The sequence below is a fragment of the Vibrio sp. SCSIO 43097 genome (genome assembly GCF_023650755.1).
GTDB classification, from domain to species: Bacteria; Pseudomonadota; Gammaproteobacteria; order Enterobacterales; family Vibrionaceae; genus Vibrio; species Vibrio alginolyticus.
In genome coordinates this window covers 1,635,084-1,653,590 of record NZ_CP071841.1, presented here as the reverse complement: position 1 = coordinate 1,653,590, position 18,507 = coordinate 1,635,084, and the positions used below count along the sequence as shown (strand labels likewise).

Here is an 18,507-nt window from a genome sequence, read left to right as displayed (position 1 = left end):
TCCTAGAATTCGTATTTTGCATTTAGCGTGAAGTAGCGCCCAGGCTCAGTTGAGTAACGCTTACTTTCCTCAGCGATACCCGCTACGTCTTGGTATCGGATGTATTCTTTGTCGAACAGATTGATGATGTTTGCGCTAACACGAAGGTCTTTGGAAACGTGGTAAGTTGCGCCAATATCAAACGTATTCCACGCACTTGTCTGCGCGCAATCTGTCGCTAGACCAAGCGTGGTCTGGCATTTAGGAACGCGATCCATGGCCGCGGCCCAGTTCCAAGCCACGTAAGCATTGAAGTCTTGGTTGACGTATTTCAGTTGAGCGTTACCTTCGAATGGCGTAATGCTTCGAACGTATTCACCTTCCGCGTCTTTGCCATCTACGTAGCCAAACTTGGTGCTGATGTTCCATCGCTTAGTGATCGCGTAACCCGCAGAAAGCTCTGCACCATACGTCTCAACACCATCGAGGTTTTGGTATTGTTTAATGTAATTACCATTGCTTGAGTCAAAGCCCGTGGTCACAACGTCGATGAAGTTTTCAAACTTGTTGTAGAACAAAGACGCATAGACATACGCACGACCGTTATCGAACTTGTTACCGATTTCAAATGAGTCGGAAGTTTCAGCTTCTAGATCCATGTTTGGTGCAATGACAAACGGCGTGAGCGGCACAAAGTCGTGGCTTACGAAGCCATACGCTTTATCGTATTCCGGAGCACGGTAACCATGGTTATAAGATACATAAGCAATGTTGTTGGCAAATACTTCACGCGAAACCGACAGACTTGGAGATACCTCTGAGCTATCCATGTCTTTTAATGGGAAGCCGCCCACTTCACCCGCACCGTCTGGCGTGAGACGGTGGGCATCAAAGCGTAGGCCACCTGTGATGGTCCATTTATCCAGTTCCACCATGTCTCGAACATACAAGCCAATGTTATAAGCACGAGCAGGAGCGAAAGGTTGTTTGGTCGAAGGTGTTACTCCGTTCCAATCAATCTTGGAGTCGCTATCTGTGCGTTCGTAATAGTCTGTAGAAAGCTCAACACCGTAAGCCAATTGGTGCTCAGCATTTGCTGCATAAATCGTATTGGTTAAATCGCCACGGAAGCCAATTGTTTCGTCAATGAAGGTTTTGTGTTCCAGCTCGCGACGCTTGGTGATCAAACCATTGTGATCCACTTGGCGCATTAAACGGTTGGTGTCTTCCACCACTTCGGTGTGACGCCAGTAAACTTTGGTATCCAACTCTTCGAACCAAGTTGGATTAATCGGTGTCACCTCTGCACCAATATAAGCGCTGTACTCTTCTGTGGTTTCATCCTCAGCAAAGTCTTCAATATGCCAAATTCCATCAGGTTGAATGGACGGTGAACCCTCCAAACGCTCTTGGTTCTGGGTGTAGAGTTCCGCTTTCGCTTTCAACATCACCTCTTCATTGAAAAAGTGGTTGATCGTATAAGCACCGCTGTAACCATCGAGGTCGCGGTTATACAAATCTTCATCAAAGTTACGTGTCTCTTGTCCTTGCCAGTATGAAACGTTAAACAAACTCTCTGTATCACCGGAACGGAAAGCTAGATTACTCGTGCCTTTGTACTTGTTGCTGATATCCGTGTAAGTACCGGAAACATCGGTGTAGAAGTCTTTGTCTTTTAAGAAATCACCCGGCTGACTGGATTCTAAAATCACCACACCGCCGATCGCGCCAGAGCCATGCACCGAAGAACTTGCCCCTTTAATGATTTGCAGCGATTCAAAATTGGATAAATCAAAAGTATCTCGCCCAACTGCATCATTAATGTCATTCGCACCGAAGCCATCCGCAGAACGAATGCCATCACGAACGATCATAATGCGATTACCCGTCATACCACGGATGGTAATGTTTTGCGGACGTCCTGCACCGCCCGTCACGCTTACACCAGGTTCGTTACGCAGCACGTCATATAGCTCGGTCTCGCCTCTTTCTTCGATTTGCTCGTTTGTGATAACCGCGACACTACCTGCCACTTTTGACAATGGCTGATCGATTTTATTGGCGGTTACCACCACCTCTTCCATTGAGAAAACCTTAGATTCGGCGTGCACTTGACTGGCAGCAAGTACCGAAAGTACTGCCGCTGACACTGGGGTAAGCTTCATTTACTGCTCCGCTTTAGATGTTTTAATGAGTGATAGTAGAAATGCGTATTCTTTTGCTTGTTGTTCTTGCGCTTGTCGCGGGTCCATTTGGTGGCCCGAATTAAAATCAGTTTGCAACAAGTACGGCCCGTTGCGCTCACTTAACGCTGAAACTTTAGCGAGATACTTAGCGCCCTCCCAATATGGCACGCGCTGATCGATTAAACCGACTTGAACAAACATGGGTGGGTAAGCGTCTTTATGGATATTGAGAATCGGATCGTACGCCTTCATTAACGCCAATTGTTCAGGTTTGGTTGGGTTACCCCATTCGCCATACTGCTGTGTGGTAAGCGGAAGTGAGGTATCCGACATACTTGCAACCACATCAACAAAAGGCACTTTAAGTACGACACCTGAAAACAATTTAGGATCTTGATTAACCGCTCCGGCCACCAACGTGCCACCAGCACTAGAACCGATGGCGAAAACCTCTCTATTGCCACGTTCGAATGTTTGCAGCGCCTTCGCGGCCGCGACAAAATCACCAATAGAATTGGCTTTTCGTACACCACGGCCTTGCTCGTGCCATTCATCGCCAAAGTACCCACCGCCACGGACATGGGCGATAGCGTAAATCACACCTTGGTCGAGTAAACTGATAACCTGAGGCATAAAGTATGGTTTCATCGTAAAACCATACGCGCCGTAACCGTAAATCATCACAGGAGATTGTGGGTGCAATTTGTCTTTGCGATACGCCAAAGAGACCGGGACAGAAACGCCGTCGTGCTTAATAAAAATACGTTGGGATACATAACGCTGACTATCAAAGTCTTGGTAAGCATCTTGAGAGTACAAGGATTTATTCAGCGTTTTTACATCGAACTCTTCCCACTGAGGAGGCGTAGTCATCGACATGCTTCGGATACGAATTTTGTTTGATTCAAAATCGCCCAATGTGCTTAGCCAAGCGACATTACCATCGTGTTCCAATGGCAGTATCACTTTTTCCTGCCCTTGGTAAGAATACACCGTCAAAGTCGACTCATTGTTTGGCTTACTAAGTGCCACAACTCCTGCATCATAAAGGTAGAACTGTTCAAGCGGCTCACGAGGATTGGTAAAGCGTTGCCATGTTGCGCCAAGCGGTGCGAGTTCGGCTTGGTAAAGGGCGAACTTTCCTTCCAGGTTGCTTTTAAGATAAATGTAACCTTTCGCCACATCCGCGTAATATTCCACACCCACTTCAGGCTTTCGCAATGAATCTGAGACAGTGCCCGTTTCTAGGTCGACAAGCTTCTGCTCTGTTGTTGACTCGTTGTTGCTTTGCAGCACAGCATAACGGCTATCTGCCGCACGATAGAAAGAAAGTAACCAATCTGACTTGGGTTCATTCCATAGGACTGTTTTTGCCAAAGATTCAGTGGAGATACGTAAGATCTGATGAGGTCGCTGGGTGCGCTTTTCTTTTGCAACGAGGAATGCCACTTTCCCGTTAGGTGACAACAATACGCCACTATCGACGTGCGTCGCCAGTTCCGTAGATTGACCGGAGAGTAAATCAACAACCACAGCACGATATTGTTCGCTGCCGTCGATATCTTCCGTGAAAAGTAGCGTGTCACCATTCACTTGCCATTGACCAAGTTGGTAGTACTGATGCGCAGATTGTCGTTCATCGAAATCGAACACCACGTTTTCTGGTGCATGTTGACTCGCACGGGATAATAGTAAGTAACGACCATCGCGACGCATTAGCGTCCACTCTCTTCCACTCACGATCGACCATGGCTTATCACCTTTGTCTGCCACAATGGTATCCCACTGCGTTAGTAGGTTTTTTGTCAACGTCTGATAACTTTTTTGGTGCTGTTCAGTTTTGTGGTTTTGTTCTGTTAGGTAGGTAAGAACTCGCTCATCTTTACGAGCATCATCTCGAAGCCAGTTGAAATCATCAGCAGCAAAGCCAGAACTAGAGGTAATTATGAGCCCTAAAAAAACATGAGTAAATTTCATATAGAGAGCGAATTCATTTATAGGATTAATACAATGGCGCGTATTCTGCCCTCAAATAAAAATGAGATCAATTATCATTTTCATAATCATGTAAGATTTTTATCTAGTGTGTGAGGAAAAACGTTTGCTTTGACCGAGGTTATAAAACTTAATAACTTCCTAAATTAGCGTTCTATGCTGTTTATATACAACCAGACAGATATAAAAGCTGACTAACGAGTGAGTATGGAAAGACGCTATTTCACCTAGCGACAGACATAAAAAATCCGAGTGCGAACACTCGGATTTTTAAGAACTAAAATCAATGGGAAACTACAGCAGCTTTTACTCTTCAGAGCTCGGTGCCGCTGGTTTTTTCTTAGGGATGAAGACATCATCACCCACAGATACGTTTTTGTAGAAGCTCTTGTCACGCTTAGCTGGTTTTTTCGCCGATTTTTTCGCTTGAGGGCGAGCTTTCTTTGCGGTCGCTTTCTTATTGCGGAAATCTGGTTTAGGTGGCTTAAGGCCTTTAAACTTACCTTTCAAATCTTCGAACAATGAAAACTCAAGATCTTGTTGTAGGTATGCTTCTACACGTTTAAAGCTATCCCAGTCTTTTGGACCAACAAGAGAGATTGCATCCCCTTTATTTCCAGCACGACCAGTACGACCAACTCGGTGTACGTATTCTTCGGTATGCTTTGGCATATCGAAGTTGATGACGTGTGTCACAGTTGCAATATCCAAACCGCGGGAAGCAACATCAGTCGTTACAAGGATCTTAAATACTGCGCGCTCAAACTGACTCATAATGGTGTTACGTTGAGTCTGGTTCAAGTTACCACTTAGTGCTACAGCCTTCAGTTTCTTTTCGTTCAGCTTTTCTGTTAGTCGCTCAGTATCATCACGCGTTGCCGTAAAGATAATAACTTGACGGTATTCAGCCTCAGAAAGAACACGATCTAAAATTGCCTCTTTATGATCTAGGTGATCACACAAGTAAAATTTTTGCGTGATATCTTTATGTTCTTCGTTAGAAACGCCGATAGCAATTCGCTTTGGCGCATTGAGCATTTCAGCCGCGATTTCATTGACGTCTGCATGATCTAATGTCGCAGAGAACATCAACGTTTGACGACGACGATGCTTGGCTGCTTTATGAATGCGACGAAGCTCTGGTGCAAAGCCCAAATCCAACATACGGTCTGCTTCGTCCAGAATTAGCGTTTCCAAACCATCCAGATAAAGCGAACGGTGCTCTAAGTGATCAGCCAAACGTCCTGGTGTCGCCACGATAAATTTCGGGTAACGACGCAGAGCTTTTACTTGATCGTTAAAGTTCTCACCACCCAAAATCAGTGCTGCTTCATAAGATAGGCCAGCTAGCATAGAACGAAGCTCACCATATACTTGTTTCGCTAGCTCACGAGTAGGAGCAAGGATTACCGCGCGAGGGTCTTTCGCAGAAAACGATTTTGTCTTTAAAGACTTATGAAGCATTGGCAATACAAACGCCAAAGTCTTGCCCGAACCTGTTTTCGAAGATGCCAATAGATCCTTGCCTGCAATCGCAACAGGAATCGCCTGCTGCTGAATGTCAGTCGCTTTTTTAAAATCGTAGTGTTTTAGGTTCTTCAACAATCGGTTGTCTAGGCCTAGATCTTTAAATTGCAAAGTATTCTCCAATAAATCAGTCAGCGTCTGAGCGCTCTGTAGTGTCGTTTCCGCTCTAACGCAGCAAAAAAATAAAGCTCGGTATAATACCGCAAATCATAGGAGTATAGATAGAGATCACACAAACTAATTCCCTGTGGTAACGGTAAAACATCATTTGTGGCTCAGTTCAGAGTAAAGACTAGCCTTTTTGATGAGCAGCTGGACAGGAAGTTTAGAGAAAAGCCGTTCAAATATGCCTTCTATCCATCAACAAAACGACTTAAATAGCAGTTATTTGGGCCAATAAACTTTCATTTGTGTCAATATCGTCTAAATTATTGATATCAGGAACGTGGCAAATACACCTGCTATGAAAACTGTTGTGAGAACGAAATAAAGGATAGGTAGTTAAACTTTGTTAAGTTCAGGTAAAAGTTGACGTCAGGTACTCCATGAAATTCTTGGGTTTTTTTGACTTTTGCTACATCATGTACTGATAAAATGTAACCACATTTAACCTCGCTACTGTATAAAATAATAGTTAGTGGCGAGACTTTCACTATAAGCAAGGAGTTCTTATATGAACAAAACGTTGATCGCAGCTGCAGCAACTTCAGTACTTCTACTAGCCGGTTGTGCTTCTTCTGATGACGCAGCTACAGCAAATGCAGCAAAATTAGACGAACTAAGCAACCAAGTTAGCCAACTAAGCCAAGACGTACAAGCTCTTCAATCTGACGTTCAAAAATCAGGCGCAGCAGCAATGGCTGCTCAAGAAGAAGCTGAGCGTGCTAACGAGCGTATCGATAACATCGCTCAGTCTTACACTAAGTAAGATTTGATACCGCGTCTTAACGCCCGTTAAGGCGCGGTTATTTCGACAGGAACCCCATTCTGTGCAGCGATTGCTGCTTTAGCCTTCACGTTTTTCATACCGAATTCATCCAGCCACCACTTTAACTCTTTCGGCACTTTGAGTTCATCTTTCTCGCCATTACTACGAGTCAAAGGCTCATGTGCTTCTAAGAACACACTTCTGTCAGGCTCAAGTGTCATTTTGATAGGCTGGTTAATGATGTTAACGTCTTCGCCGTTACGAACCTTGTCAAATAACCACTCAATGTCACTTGGGTCCATACGAATACAACCCGCGCTGACTCGCATACCAATCCCAAAGTCCTTGTTGGTACCATGAATTAGGTATTCGCCATTCCCGTAAGCTAAACGCAATGCAAACATACCAAGTGGATTATCAGGCCCCGCAGGAACAACGGCTGGTAGGTCAATGCCCTTTGCTTTGTACTCGGCACGAATAGAGGCTGGAGGAGTCCATGTAGGGTTCGGTCGTTTTTGGCTGATACGCGTTGTCATTACTGGGGTATCGCGCCCTATTCGGCCAATTCCGACAGGAAATACATGGACAATATTCTCTCCTTTCGGAAAGTAATATAAGCGCAGCTCGGCTAGATTAATAACGATACCTTTATAAGGTACGTCTGGGAGGATTAGCTGTGTCGGAATAGTAAGAACATGCCCCTCTTCTGGTAAGAAGGGATCCACGCCTTTGTTTGCGGCCATTAAACCTAGCATACCCACATCGTAGAGCTTAGCGATATTTGCCATGGTTTCGCCTTCTTGCACGACGTGGTTTTCAAGGCGACCAATTAAACGGCTTCCATCCTCTGGTAATTCGTACATCTTAGCGAATGATAGACCACTCACTAAAGATAACGACACAGATAGCAGGGTACGTTTTGCGAAACTCATTGATCGCTTTTTGCTAAGCATTTCACTCTATTCCTTGGCACTTTTAAAGAGCTGTAAGGTTATCTCTCTTTCTGTCTTGTGATCAACCATCGGCTTGTGATATTCCAGTAAAGAAAAGCCCTCCCAAGTCCAAGGTTTATGGATGTATTTGTTCGGTACACTTTTGATTTCTGGTACCCAGTGGCGCACAAATTCACCATTAGCATCGAACTTTTCGCCTTGGCTTATCGGGTTGAAAATACGAAAGTATGGCTGCCCGTCACAGCCCGTAGAAGCAGACCATTGCCAGCCACCATTGTTCGCTGCAAAATCGCCGTCCACCAGCTTACTCATGAAGTACGCTTCTCCCCATCGCCAATCAATATGTAAGTCCTTGGTAAGAAAGCTCGCGACAATCATACGTAATCGATTGTGCATCCAACCTGTTTGATTGAGCTGACGCATTGCTGCATCAACGACTGGGTATCCTGTTGTTCCTGTCTTCCATCGCTCAAAGGCTTTCTCATCATAGGACCACTGGATTTTATCCTCCCAATCGATAAATCCTTTGCCTTTGACGAGTTTTGGTTCGAAAACCAATAGGTGCTGATAAAACTCACGCCAAATGATCTCACTTAACCAAGTTGCTTTCCCTTCTGTAAGGTCATTTTGTTGATTTTCAGCATACAAACGAGCAATACACTGCCTTGGTGATAGCGCGCCAATCGCAAGGTATGGAGACAGTTGGCTAGTGCCATCAATAGCTGGAAAGTCTCGCTCGCTTTGATACGCGTCACTGCGCTCCCGTGCAAATTCCCTAAGCTGCTTCAAAATATCATTAGTCGAAGCCAGCCAGTCTTCACTGGATTCTCGAGGATAGCTAAATGTGAAGCTTGAATTAAATCGAGCCGACTCTAATTGTTCGAGTACCTTTTTATTGAGTGGCGCTTGCTCGTGAGGTTTTACTACCGTCGGCATATGGAACTGCGTTAACCAAGCACGCTTGAATGGCGTAAACACCTTAAAATATTCGCCTTGCTTATTAAGAACCGTCGTTGGCGCGTGCACACATTTGTCATGAAACAGTTCAAATTCGATATCGTGAGAAGCTAACGCTTCACTTACTTGTGTATCGAGCTCTCGTTCGTTCACCTCATAGTGAATGTTTGCCATGACAGACGTAGCTTCAAGTGTTTCCGCCCACCCACTAATCACATCTGTACAATCGGAAAACGACGGTACCTCTTTGTACAAAAAGGGAATATTAAGGCTTTCAAGCTCCTCGTTAAGACAAGCTAAGCGACGAGCAATGAGGTCTGCCTGCATCGGCGCCATGTGATGCTCCCGCCACTGCTCTGGCGTCGCGATAAAGCAAGCGACGACAGGCTGACCTGAATCCAATGCCGCTTTGAGTGCCGTGTGGTCTAACGTACGTAAGTCACGTCGAAACCATACTAAAATCATGGTAGCTCCTATCTTTTGTCTACTAAGTTAGGTGTAATTTCTCTATCACTTCAGAGCACCCCATCCGATCACCTAGTTGTGCGTGAAGCATTTTGATGGACGCTACTTGTTTAGCAGCTAGCGCTTTGTTGGAGAAAAGGTAGATAAACGAACCATTTTCAACGACCTCGTGATCTAGTAGACCAGAAACATCATCAACCTTATCGATCAAAGTCGTGTGATACCCTTGTTCGCAAAGCTTCGCTGCTTGAATCCAACTCTCAGACTCTCTGTTTTGTTCAAAGCTAATGAGCAGACACTTTCCTTTGGAAGCGGCTTTGTTTTCAGAATCGATAACAAGGGCAAGTCGAGTGATCAAACAAGTCTGAAATAACCCCACCTGCAAGGATCGCAACGATCCTTTTACCATATCTAGCGCATCAAATACTGGGCTAATAAACTGATCAATAACGAGTTTTAGTGGGTACTCTTTAAGAACAGAGGCAAGTAAACTCTCTGCTTTTCCTCGATTCAGGGTAGACAGCGCAAGCAGCATGTTTTCAACTTCTTCGAGTGTGCGAACCTCGTTTTTGACTTCGACATCGGCGCTTTTTCCTAGCAATCCCTTCACTTTACCAATCGAAATCCCCTTCGCGAGCCAACTCTGGACTTCGCGAATCGTATCGAGATCTTGCTGGCGATAGAGTCTGTGTCCTTTTTCTGTTCGCTGAGGCTGGATCAAGTTGTATCTTCGTTGCCAAGCTCTCAGCGTAACTGGTTTTACACCCGTGATTTCTGCGACATCTCGGATCGCGTATAGTTTTTCTTCTGAACTACAAACCATAGCGTAATCTCATCTCCTGCGGATACGGTTCTAAAAACTTCTGTTTTGCTAAATACTCGTCTGGGTAAGTATTTAAGTAATGCTTAATCAATGTAAGTGGTGCTAACAGAGGCAGCATTCCGATACGGTAGTCGTGAATCACTGTCGCTAACTCTTCTTTTTCTTCTTTAGTTAGTGAGCGTTTGAAGTATCCTTGTAAATGCATCAACACATTTGTGTTATTTTTGCGGCTAGCCCGATTCGTTAACGCCTTCATAAGTCCTAAACGATACTCTTGGTAAAAGTCTTCAATTTCATAATTAGCGACATCAGCGACTAAGCGGCCAAGGGAGCGGTATGACTCTGGGTGGTGTGCCATTAACGTCAGTTTGTAGCGCGAATGAAAGTCGATGATTTTGCCACGAGTAGGCTCACCATCCATCGAGTCGTAAAAGTCATTTAGACAAAATACTCGAGTGATAAAATTTTCTTTCAATACAGGGTCGTTAAGTCTGCCATCCTCTTCAACAGGCAACCAAGGCATTTTTTGCATCAATGTTTGTGTATACAAGCCAACACCTTCTTTCGCAGCACTGTTCTTGCTGTAAACCTTGACTCGCTCCATGCCACAAGTTGGTGACTTAGCACAAACGATGTAACCACAAAGCTGCTCGCTTTGAAGTTCATCTACTTTATTGGCCGAGTAAGTGAGCATATTGTCGGTATGATCATTTTCTGGATTTTTGGTTTCAACCAATGCAACACGCTCTTCATTAGAAACAAGACGAATGGTTGGACGGGGTACTGGCATACCTACGCCGACTTCAGGGCATACCGAAATAAAGTCAAAATACGGGCTAAGCTCTTTAGTCACAAAGTTGCTCACCTTATGACCAGAGTCAAAACGCACTCGTTCACCCAAAACACACGAACTGATACCTACTTTGATCGAAGATTCCATGATGACGCATCCCTATACAAAAAGTTTTGTTGTATAACTTATAGCAAGCCTTTCCAGATTGTACAAGAAAATAAGTTGTACAATTTAATCGTTTTACTTCACTCGAAAGTATTTCGATCAACCAGCTTTCAGAAAAAAGTTTGGCCCAAAAACAAAGAATTTGTGCGCGCAATCGACAAACTGCTCAAAAGCAAATCGATTGCTCTTTTGGTTTCAACAGATTTAGTTATCAATAGGAGTTGCAGTTTCTAAATGCGTGGTTTTTGTGACTAAGCTCTCAAGGGGCTACTGTACGTCCCGATATTATTGCCTCAACGAAAACGAACAAGTTCAACAGAATTGGTAATAGCGTTCTATAATAGAGGCGTTTTATCAAAACAAAACTTTGGAGAGCACTTATGGCAACCCCACACATTAACGCACAACCAGGTGATTTCGCTGAAACAGTTCTGATGCCAGGCGACCCGTTGCGCGCTAAATACATCGCTGAAACGTTCCTAGAAGATGTGAAACAAGTTTGTGACGTTCGCAACATGTTCGGCTTTACTGGCACTTACAAAGGCAAAAAAGTTTCTGTAATGGGCCACGGCATGGGTATCCCGTCTTGCTGTATCTACGTACACGAGCTAATCGCTGAATACGGCGTGAAAAACGTTATCCGTGTGGGTAGCTGTGGTGCAGTACGTGACGACGTGAAACTAATGGACGTTGTTATCGGTATGGGTGCTTCTACAGACTCTAAAGTTAACCGTATCCGTTTTAACAACCACGATTTCGCAGCAATCGCTGATTACGGTCTTCTAGAAGAAGCAGTTAACCAAGCACGCGCTCAGGAAGTGCCTGTAAAAGTAGGTAACGTATTCTCTGCAGACCTGTTCTACACACCAGAAGCAGACATCTTCGAGAAGATGGAAAAACTAGGCATCCTAGGTGTAGACATGGAAGCGGCTGGTATCTACGGCGTAGCAGCTGACCTAGGCGCGAAAGCACTGACTATCCTGACAGTTTCTGACCACATCATCCGTGGTGAAAAACTAAGCTCAGAAGAGCGTCAGAAGTCGTTCAACGACATGATGAAAGTTGCACTAGAAACTGCAATCAACATCTAAGAACAAATAGTAAGTAATAATTTGCAGCCAGAGTTATGCTGGCTGCCCGAATTATCCCGAGGGGGCGATTGTGTCTAACGGCGAACTGCCAAAAGACGCAGATGGGTTACAACTCAACTTTTGTAAAACATTGGCGTGTGACAACTTTGGATTGAGTGATGCAAAGCGTTACGTTCTGCAACATGCGAACCCTAAGCGTCCGGCGATGGTATGCCGTGAATGTGGAGCTTTCCCCCCCTTACTTAATAATCGCGATGTCGTGAACGAACTTCATCGCCTGCGGCACGTCCACAGTGACGGGTTGCCTGCTTGCCGTAATGATGATTGCGACAACTTTGGACTTTCTGTCCACACTCACAAACACCTCTATCACGCTTTCGGTTACAGTGGCGATCGCCAACGTTACCGCTGTAAAGTGTGTCAAAGTACCTTTGTCGACAAGTGGTCTGGTGCCAACAAGAAGCTTCAATTTCAAGAGAACTTGATGGGCTTGTTGTTTACGGGATATTCCGTACGAGAAATCTGCCGTAAGCTTAGTATTAACCCAAAAACCTTTTACGACCATGTTGACCATATAGCTAGCCGCTGCCGCCGTAAGCTGGCAACCATTGATGCGCGCTGGGTAAACCACGCAACGCATTATGAATTGGCCTCAAACTATATTGCATTGCAACCGAACAGCAATAATGGTGTGTATTGGATTGTTTCTGGCGAAGCGCATTCTGGCTATATTCTTTGCCAGCACGTCAATTATTCCGCTGATGAAGAGCCAATCGCAACGCTCGATCATAATCCTTACGATGAGGTGTCTCGTTTTGTTTCCCAGGAGTACGTAGCGGAAGCAAGTGAGCCGCTTGCGGAACCTTCTCATCACCTCAGAGAGCGAATTGACCAAAAATACCAAACAATTTTGGCTCGCGGTAACGTAGAAGACCCTCTTGGTAATCTATCTGTATTTCATTACCCTTCAAAAGGGGCATTAGTCCGTCCACCATACACCTCATATGCACACTATTTGCACGTACTTGATATGTGCTGCCCAAACAAACGTGTATCTCTATACATGCCTCAAGATCCCCTACTACGTTCGGCTGCACTGAGCGTTTGTTTACCTCGCATTAAAGAGAAAAGTGTCGACTTGATGTACGTAGAAGAGGACGCTAGTTGGGACATGAGTACTCCCTTTGGCAAAGTCGATATCGCCTATATGAGTTGGTGGCGCGATCGTTGGGCAATCTCTAGTCAAAACGAAAACCACAAAGGCATTTGCTACCTCGCTGGCGATCAAAATGAGCCTGAAAAATGGTTTAACGTTGCGACAACTCGTCATGTGAAGTTTTATCAAAACCGCTTTCAGATTCTTTTCGAAAGCTTCATTAACGAGCCACGTCGCAAATTACGACCTGCTGGTATTTTACCTCTTTTAGATATATTCAGAGCTTGGCATAATTTGTGCTATCAGGATAAACAAGGTCTTACCGCTGCACAAAGGTTAGAAGTCTCTGATGCACCTTTGACAATCAAACAGCTCCTATCGTAGCTATTCTATTGGTAATTTAGATGTAGTAATTAGGGGTTGTAACGGTATACATTACGGCCCCTGATCGTTTACCAAAACGTTATCCGCATCGCTTTGGTAAAGAAACATGCATCTAACCACTTAATATTAGGTGTGATTTCCAGTTCGATAGTCATGGATGTGAACGTTGGATAAAAACCAAATTCAGCTAGAAGATGATCTCACTAAGCTTAAAGGCCAAATAAAATCGGCCCCTAAACATACCTTTAATATTGCGCAGCAATATCGTATCCGCGCGGAACAAATTTTATTTGTGGACGGAGAGATCAAAGCCTTACTCATCATGGCGCAATGCTGTTGGTGCCTAATGGATTACCGACAAGGCTTAAAACTCGTCAAAGACGCTTACAGCAAACAAACACAGCTTGAAACCGACGATCATCTCCCGGAAATTCTCCATCTTTTTGCACTCCAATATTGGGGCCAAGCAAAGTATTATTCCGCGCAACAATATTGGATTAATGCGCTCGAACAATCTGCTCTTGTTGATGATGTTGAAATTCAAATCGAATCTCTAATTGGGCTTGGTAATGTATGGCGCATCACTAATGAACACCAACTTGCCGCTTCAACTCATGAGTTAGCCGTTAAAGTGGCAAACAATGTTCGTATTGCTTGGTTAGAAGGCAAAGCGCGCATCCTATTAGCTTGGGACTATTACTTACTAAATAAGTTTGTCGAGATGCTTACGGTACTGGATGGAGCAACCGAAGTATTAAAAGATCATGATGACAGTACGTGGCAAGCCGAGATCTGGGACTTTAAAGGGTTAGCACTGCTTGGACTAGAACGCCTTGATGCGGCCGAAGAAGCCACCCAAAAAGCCCACCAGCTCGCCATTGAGCATGATCTCGTTTGGATGAAAGCACACTCTTTTATTAGCCGAGCAAGACTTGAGCTTTTGCGCCAAAATACAGACAGCGCTGCCAAGTTGCTACTTGCAGCAGAAGAGTCTGCACTCAGTTTCGACCACGGTGAGCTACTCAGCCAAATTTGCTTCCAACAATCACGAGTCGCTGAAGAACAAGGAGACTTTGAGTCTGCGTTTAACGCGTTCAAGAAATACCGTAAGCACGCACTCAAAATGCTCAAAGAACAAACTCACCGAATCAGCATGGATAAAGCAAGAGGCTCTAAACGCCAACTAGAGCAGCGAGCACGTAAGCTGATCAATCATATTCGCTCTCAACACGAATACGACCCTGAAAAACAGTTCTCTAATGTCGTTTCTGAGACCTACTGGTGGGAACAGTTAGTTTTGTTTAAAACGGAGCTCAAACGCTCTAACCACGCCATCATTATGATTCAGCATTCAAACCCCGAAGTTCTCGATGTTTGTACCGAGCTCGTTCATGCATTGACAACCTCCAGCGACCTCATCTCGAGAATTTCCAGTAACAGGCTAGCAATGTTAATTGCAGAAAAAGGTCAAGCAGCAGAAGAGGTCTACCGCACTGTCCAAGCGATGTTAGACATCTATCCATGGAAGCGACGCGGAATCAAAGGCCCTAAACCGATACTGTATTTGCAAGATATCCTGACCTTCCCATTCACGTTAGAACAGCTCGAAGAAAGTTATATTGAGGTAATGAAGAATGGAACAACTGCTTAGCAAGGTGACTGACGCAGGTATCGATCCTTCTTCCGTTTCAGGTGAAGAAGCGATTACGCTATGGGAACACATAGGGTTACATATTGCGTCAACAAACCGAGAGAAAGCGCATTGCTATATCATTAGCGCCGAGTATCGAAGAGAGGTCAAACAGCTCAACGACAGCATTAGTGAATTGAAACAAGCGCTTGAGTTGCTTGTTTTACCAGAGGATGTAGAAGATATTCTTTCTGTGAAAGCAAGCTTGAGTGAGCGTTTAGTTGAAGTAGGTGACTACAATGCGGCATTAACCGAGTATGTTGCTTCAACCAATATCGCCGTCGAGTACGGCTATATTGATGAGTACGTATTGGCCATTATTGGAATGGGTAATTTGTGCGATGCCTATGGGGATCACCAACGTGCATTACGTTATTATCAAAAAATAGATGCTATCGATCACGCTATTGGCAGTCGATCCCTACGCCTTCGTTACAAGCTGTACATGCTTGCCTGTTATATCAGCTTGAACCGTACCGCAGACGCCAAAGAGCTATTGAGTGAATGTGAAGAACTGAGCATTCTCGTCAGTGATAAAAACCTCGCCGCACAAATTCACCTCTACCGAGCCAAATTACATCGTCTGCAAGAAGACTACCCCAGTGCGTTGCTGGCTATTTCGAATGTTCAGTATACAACGGGTAGTGCCACGACATACTGGTTATCTACGATGGTCAAAATTGAGACTGCGTATTGTCTAAACGGTGTAGGGCACACCTCTTTAGCTAATTTAACGTTGGACTCCATCAGTAAAAGGATTCAAAAGCAGCTATCTCCTATCGTTACTCAGCATTTTTATAACGCGATGAGTCAAGTTTACGCCTCTCAAGGGTTGTATCAAGAAGCATTAAATTGTGAAAAAAAAGCGCATAGAATCGAATCTGATCTTGTAAAACATATTCCGATCGGTGAGTTAGGGTCTGCTCAACTACGCCGACTTTCACGCTTTGAGTTACAACTCAAACTCATTTTGTCAGAGCTAGAAAACAAAGAACTAAAAGAAACCACCAAGCAGCATAAAAATACTGTTGCTCAGCTACAGCAGGACGTCTTTACCGATCCACTTACGTCTTTACACAACAGACGCTGGTTAGAAGTTAAACTAAAAGATCTACTTCTGCACGATACTGCATTTGCATTGATGGTCATCGATATCGATCACTTCAAATCCATCAATGACGAACTAAGCCACTTGGTGGGCGACAAAGCGATCAAAAGTGTGTCACAGGAACTGGCGTCCTACTTCAGATTTAAAGGCGCATCGTGCGTACGATTTGGTGGTGAAGAGTTCCTCGTGATCCTTGAGAATACCCAACTGGAACGCGCAGAAATGCATGCCGAGAATTATCGTGAACGGATTTATCAATATGGTTGGGACGATATTCTTGGTGAGCGGGGGCTGACCGTATCCATAGGGATTACCTTGCATCGAGAAGGCGAGAATACTCAGCGAACTTTTTATCGTGCAGACAAAGCTCTTTATCGCGCCAAAGCCAATGGCAGAAACCAAGTCTGTACCGAACTTTAAACCATGCCCCGGTTGACACCTGGGGCTTTAGTATACTTTTTACTTATCCTTCCTATATCACTTCACTGCTTGTTTAAATAAGTACTCAGCAACACCTTAACTGCCAATAAACATCAGTGGATACTTACATCGCATAAACATAATTCCTACATAAAAACCGCTTGATTCATCTGTAGTTAAGACAAATACTTAAATTGTTAATTTACGTAGATTTTCCATTTCGCAATACGCACAGGTAGGTAAGATGTTTCTAGACTATTTTGCACTTGGGTTACTCATCTTCGTTGCTTTAGTGATCTTTTACGGAATCATTGTCATCCATGATATTCCATATGAAATCGCCAAAGAGAGAGAGCACCCGCACCAAGACGCAATTCACTACGCTGGCTGGGTCAGCCTTTTCACTTTGCATGCGCTGTGGCCATTTTTATGGATCTGGGCAACATTATGGCGCAAGGAACGCGGCTGGGGTTTTAAACAACTAGAACAAGAAACACACGACATTCATCACCGCCTTGAAGAACTCATCGATGAAGTCAACGAACTCAAAAACGAAGTATCGATGTTGAAACAACAAAATATTCAGCAAAAGCCTTTGCCTGAACAAAGTAAAGAGGACGAATAATGGACTTATTGCTGATTCTGACTTACGCCGCTCTTTGTATTGCCATTTTTAAAATTTTCAATATTCCTCTAAACAAATGGACCGTTCCAACCGCCGTACTTGGCGGCGTAGTGTTAGTGGGCACACTCGTGCTGCTTATGAACTACAACCACCCATTTACTCAATTGGGTAACCAAGTGTTCCCGACTACGCCTATCGTCTCTGGCGTGCGTGGCCGCGTGGTGGAAGTGCCAGTCCAGGCCAACCAACCGCTCAAAACGGGCGATATTCTTTTCAAAATCGATCCTGTGCCTTTTGAAGCAGAAGTTGCTCGCCTGGAAGCGAAAGTCAAAGAAGCAAGCCAAGGTGCGTTGGGCTTAGAGTCTGATCTAAGAGAGGCAGAAGCTGCTGTATTGAAAGCGCAAGCGGACAGAGATAAAGCACAAAGGGAATTTAGCCGATATCAAAGGGGCTTTGATCGTGGCGCGTTTACTGAACAAGATTTGGATACTCGACGCCAAGCGTATAAAGCGGCAGAAGCCATGTTAGACGTTGCGATTTTGCAACAAGAACAAGCGCAAATCGCTCTGGACTCTGAAATCGGAGGCGAAAATACCCAAGTCGCGCAACTTCTTGCCGAGCTGCGTAAAGCAGAGTTTAACCTAGAGCAAACCGTCGTTCGTGCGCCAACCGATGGTTACGTTACGCAATTGGCTTTACGTCCTGGAGTGATGGCTGTGCCGTTGCCACTTGCCCCGGCAATGACCTTCGTACATACCGAAGACATTACGTACACCGCGGCATTCAGACAGAACTCATTACAACGCTTGAAGCCAGGCTTTGAAGCAGAATTTATGTTCCGCGCAATTCCGGGCAAAGTGTTCCGTGGCGAAGTCATTGACGTGATTCCAGCCATTGGTGAAAGCCAAATTCAAGCGCGAGGCGCTCTGCTTGGGACTGATGCCTTGCGCACGAGCGGACGTGTTTTTGCGAAGCTGAAAATTACCGACGACTTGAGTGGATACCACCTACCAATGGGTACTGCGGTTGAAGTTGCAGTTTATTCAGACAGCTTTACTCACGTATCAGTGATGCGCAAAGTGCTTATTCGTATGAAGAGCTGGCAGAACTATTTATACCTCGACCATTAATGAACATATAGCGCATTCATTTATTGGTAAAAATAACATCAAACCGTGTAATCAGGGGCTGACGATCAGCCCCTGATTCATTCTAGCCATCCAGATAGATAGCATTCCCACTTTTATTAATATTCTGTATAA

General features: G+C 44.7%; 14 protein-coding genes. 7 read left to right on the top strand and 7 right to left on the bottom strand.

What is annotated here, in order from left to right; genetic code table 11:
- Positions 1–2: 2 nt before the first annotated feature.
- From J4N40_RS23810 to J4N40_RS23800, 3 genes are all read right to left on the bottom strand, one after another.
- The gene (locus J4N40_RS23810; RefSeq protein WP_250654558.1) at positions 3–2,144 is read right to left on the bottom strand and encodes a TonB-dependent hemoglobin/transferrin/lactoferrin family receptor; all 2,142 of its coding nucleotides are present in this window, start codon (positions 2,142–2,144) and stop codon (positions 3–5) included.
- Positions 2,145–4,142 carry a prolyl oligopeptidase family serine peptidase gene (locus tag J4N40_RS23805; protein ID WP_213915564.1) on the bottom strand — a complete coding sequence of 666 codons (1,998 nt, stop codon included), beginning with the start codon at positions 4,140–4,142 and terminating at the stop codon, positions 2,145–2,147.
- A 324-nt stretch (positions 4,143–4,466) separates the two neighbouring features.
- The gene (locus J4N40_RS23800) at positions 4,467–5,810 is read right to left on the bottom strand and encodes a DEAD/DEAH box helicase (RefSeq protein ID WP_017820508.1); all 1,344 of its coding nucleotides are present in this window, start codon (positions 5,808–5,810) and stop codon (positions 4,467–4,469) included.
- Positions 5,811–6,360: 550 nt separating this feature from the next.
- Between J4N40_RS23800 and J4N40_RS23795 the strand changes: the two genes are divergently transcribed.
- Complete coding sequence (locus J4N40_RS23795) at positions 6,361–6,615, top strand: Lpp/OprI family alanine-zipper lipoprotein (protein ID WP_005375145.1); 255 nt, start codon at positions 6,361–6,363, stop codon at positions 6,613–6,615.
- Positions 6,616–6,641: 26 nt separating this feature from the next.
- Here the strand turns inward: J4N40_RS23795 and J4N40_RS23790 are convergent, their stop codons facing one another.
- The 4 genes from J4N40_RS23790 to J4N40_RS23775 are packed head-to-tail and all read right to left on the bottom strand — an operon-like array spanning position 6,642 to position 10,753.
- The gene (locus J4N40_RS23790) at positions 6,642–7,568 is read right to left on the bottom strand and encodes a L,D-transpeptidase family protein (protein WP_017820509.1); all 927 of its coding nucleotides are present in this window, start codon (positions 7,566–7,568) and stop codon (positions 6,642–6,644) included.
- A gap of 6 nt (positions 7,569–7,574) precedes the next feature.
- Positions 7,575–8,990, bottom strand: coding sequence for a deoxyribodipyrimidine photo-lyase (phrB, locus tag J4N40_RS23785; RefSeq protein WP_047104510.1), 1,416 nt, complete (start codon positions 8,988–8,990; stop codon positions 7,575–7,577).
- A 22-nt stretch (positions 8,991–9,012) separates the two neighbouring features.
- Positions 9,013–9,813, bottom strand: a complete 801-nt coding sequence (locus J4N40_RS23780) for a MerR family transcriptional regulator (protein ID WP_033906723.1) — start codon at positions 9,811–9,813, stop codon at positions 9,013–9,015.
- Positions 9,803–10,753: a YbgA family protein gene (locus J4N40_RS23775; RefSeq protein ID WP_017635475.1), complete on the bottom strand. Its 951-nt coding sequence runs from the start codon at positions 10,751–10,753 to the stop codon at positions 9,803–9,805. The genes J4N40_RS23780 and J4N40_RS23775 overlap by 11 nt, the downstream gene beginning before the upstream one ends.
- Positions 10,754–11,151: 398 nt before the next feature.
- Between J4N40_RS23775 and deoD the strand changes: the two genes are divergently transcribed.
- From deoD to J4N40_RS23745, 6 genes are all read left to right on the top strand, one after another.
- Positions 11,152–11,862, top strand: a complete 711-nt coding sequence (gene deoD, locus J4N40_RS23770) for a purine-nucleoside phosphorylase (RefSeq protein WP_005375140.1) — start codon at positions 11,152–11,154, stop codon at positions 11,860–11,862.
- Between the two features lie 70 nt (positions 11,863–11,932).
- Entirely contained in the window at positions 11,933–13,402 is a 1,470-nt protein-coding gene (locus J4N40_RS23765; RefSeq protein ID WP_005383936.1) for a hypothetical protein, read from the top strand.
- Positions 13,403–13,568: 166 nt separating this feature from the next.
- Complete coding sequence (locus tag J4N40_RS23760; protein ID WP_005375137.1) at positions 13,569–15,053, top strand: tetratricopeptide repeat protein; 1,485 nt, start codon at positions 13,569–13,571, stop codon at positions 15,051–15,053.
- Positions 15,037–16,620 carry a GGDEF domain-containing protein gene (locus J4N40_RS23755; protein WP_250654557.1) on the top strand — a complete coding sequence of 528 codons (1,584 nt, stop codon included), beginning with the start codon at positions 15,037–15,039 and terminating at the stop codon, positions 16,618–16,620. The genes J4N40_RS23760 and J4N40_RS23755 overlap by 17 nt, the downstream gene beginning before the upstream one ends.
- 244 nt (positions 16,621–16,864) lie before the next feature.
- A complete protein-coding gene (locus J4N40_RS23750; RefSeq protein WP_042521635.1) occupies positions 16,865–17,245 on the top strand; it encodes a DUF3302 domain-containing protein in 381 nt (126 codons plus the stop codon).
- Entirely contained in the window at positions 17,245–18,375 is a 1,131-nt protein-coding gene (locus J4N40_RS23745) for an HlyD family secretion protein (RefSeq protein WP_005375134.1), read from the top strand. Before J4N40_RS23750 ends, J4N40_RS23745 begins: the two co-directional genes overlap by 1 nt.
- Positions 18,376–18,507 lie beyond the last annotated feature (132 nt).

Excerpts from the sequence above, each read along its gene's own strand:
- J4N40_RS23745 (WP_005375134.1), top strand. The coding sequence starts at position 17,245 with ATGGACTTATTGCTGATTCTGACTTACGCCGCTCTTTGTATTGCCATT.
- phrB (WP_047104510.1), bottom strand. The coding sequence starts at position 8,990 with ATGATTTTAGTATGGTTTCGACGTGACTTACGTACGTTAGACCACACG.
- J4N40_RS23795 (WP_005375145.1), top strand. The coding sequence starts at position 6,361 with ATGAACAAAACGTTGATCGCAGCTGCAGCAACTTCAGTACTTCTACTA.
- J4N40_RS23805 (WP_213915564.1), bottom strand. The coding sequence starts at position 4,142 with ATGAAATTTACTCATGTTTTTTTAGGGCTCATAATTACCTCTAGTTCT.
- J4N40_RS23780 (WP_033906723.1), bottom strand. The coding sequence starts at position 9,813 with ATGGTTTGTAGTTCAGAAGAAAAACTATACGCGATCCGAGATGTCGCA.
- J4N40_RS23755 (WP_250654557.1), top strand. The coding sequence starts at position 15,037 with ATGGAACAACTGCTTAGCAAGGTGACTGACGCAGGTATCGATCCTTCT.
- J4N40_RS23790 (WP_017820509.1), bottom strand. The coding sequence starts at position 7,568 with ATGCTTAGCAAAAAGCGATCAATGAGTTTCGCAAAACGTACCCTGCTA.
- deoD (WP_005375140.1), top strand. The coding sequence starts at position 11,152 with ATGGCAACCCCACACATTAACGCACAACCAGGTGATTTCGCTGAAACA.
- J4N40_RS23810 (WP_250654558.1), bottom strand. The coding sequence starts at position 2,144 with ATGAAGCTTACCCCAGTGTCAGCGGCAGTACTTTCGGTACTTGCTGCC.
- J4N40_RS23775 (WP_017635475.1), bottom strand. The coding sequence starts at position 10,753 with ATGGAATCTTCGATCAAAGTAGGTATCAGTTCGTGTGTTTTGGGTGAA.
- J4N40_RS23750 (WP_042521635.1), top strand. The coding sequence starts at position 16,865 with ATGTTTCTAGACTATTTTGCACTTGGGTTACTCATCTTCGTTGCTTTA.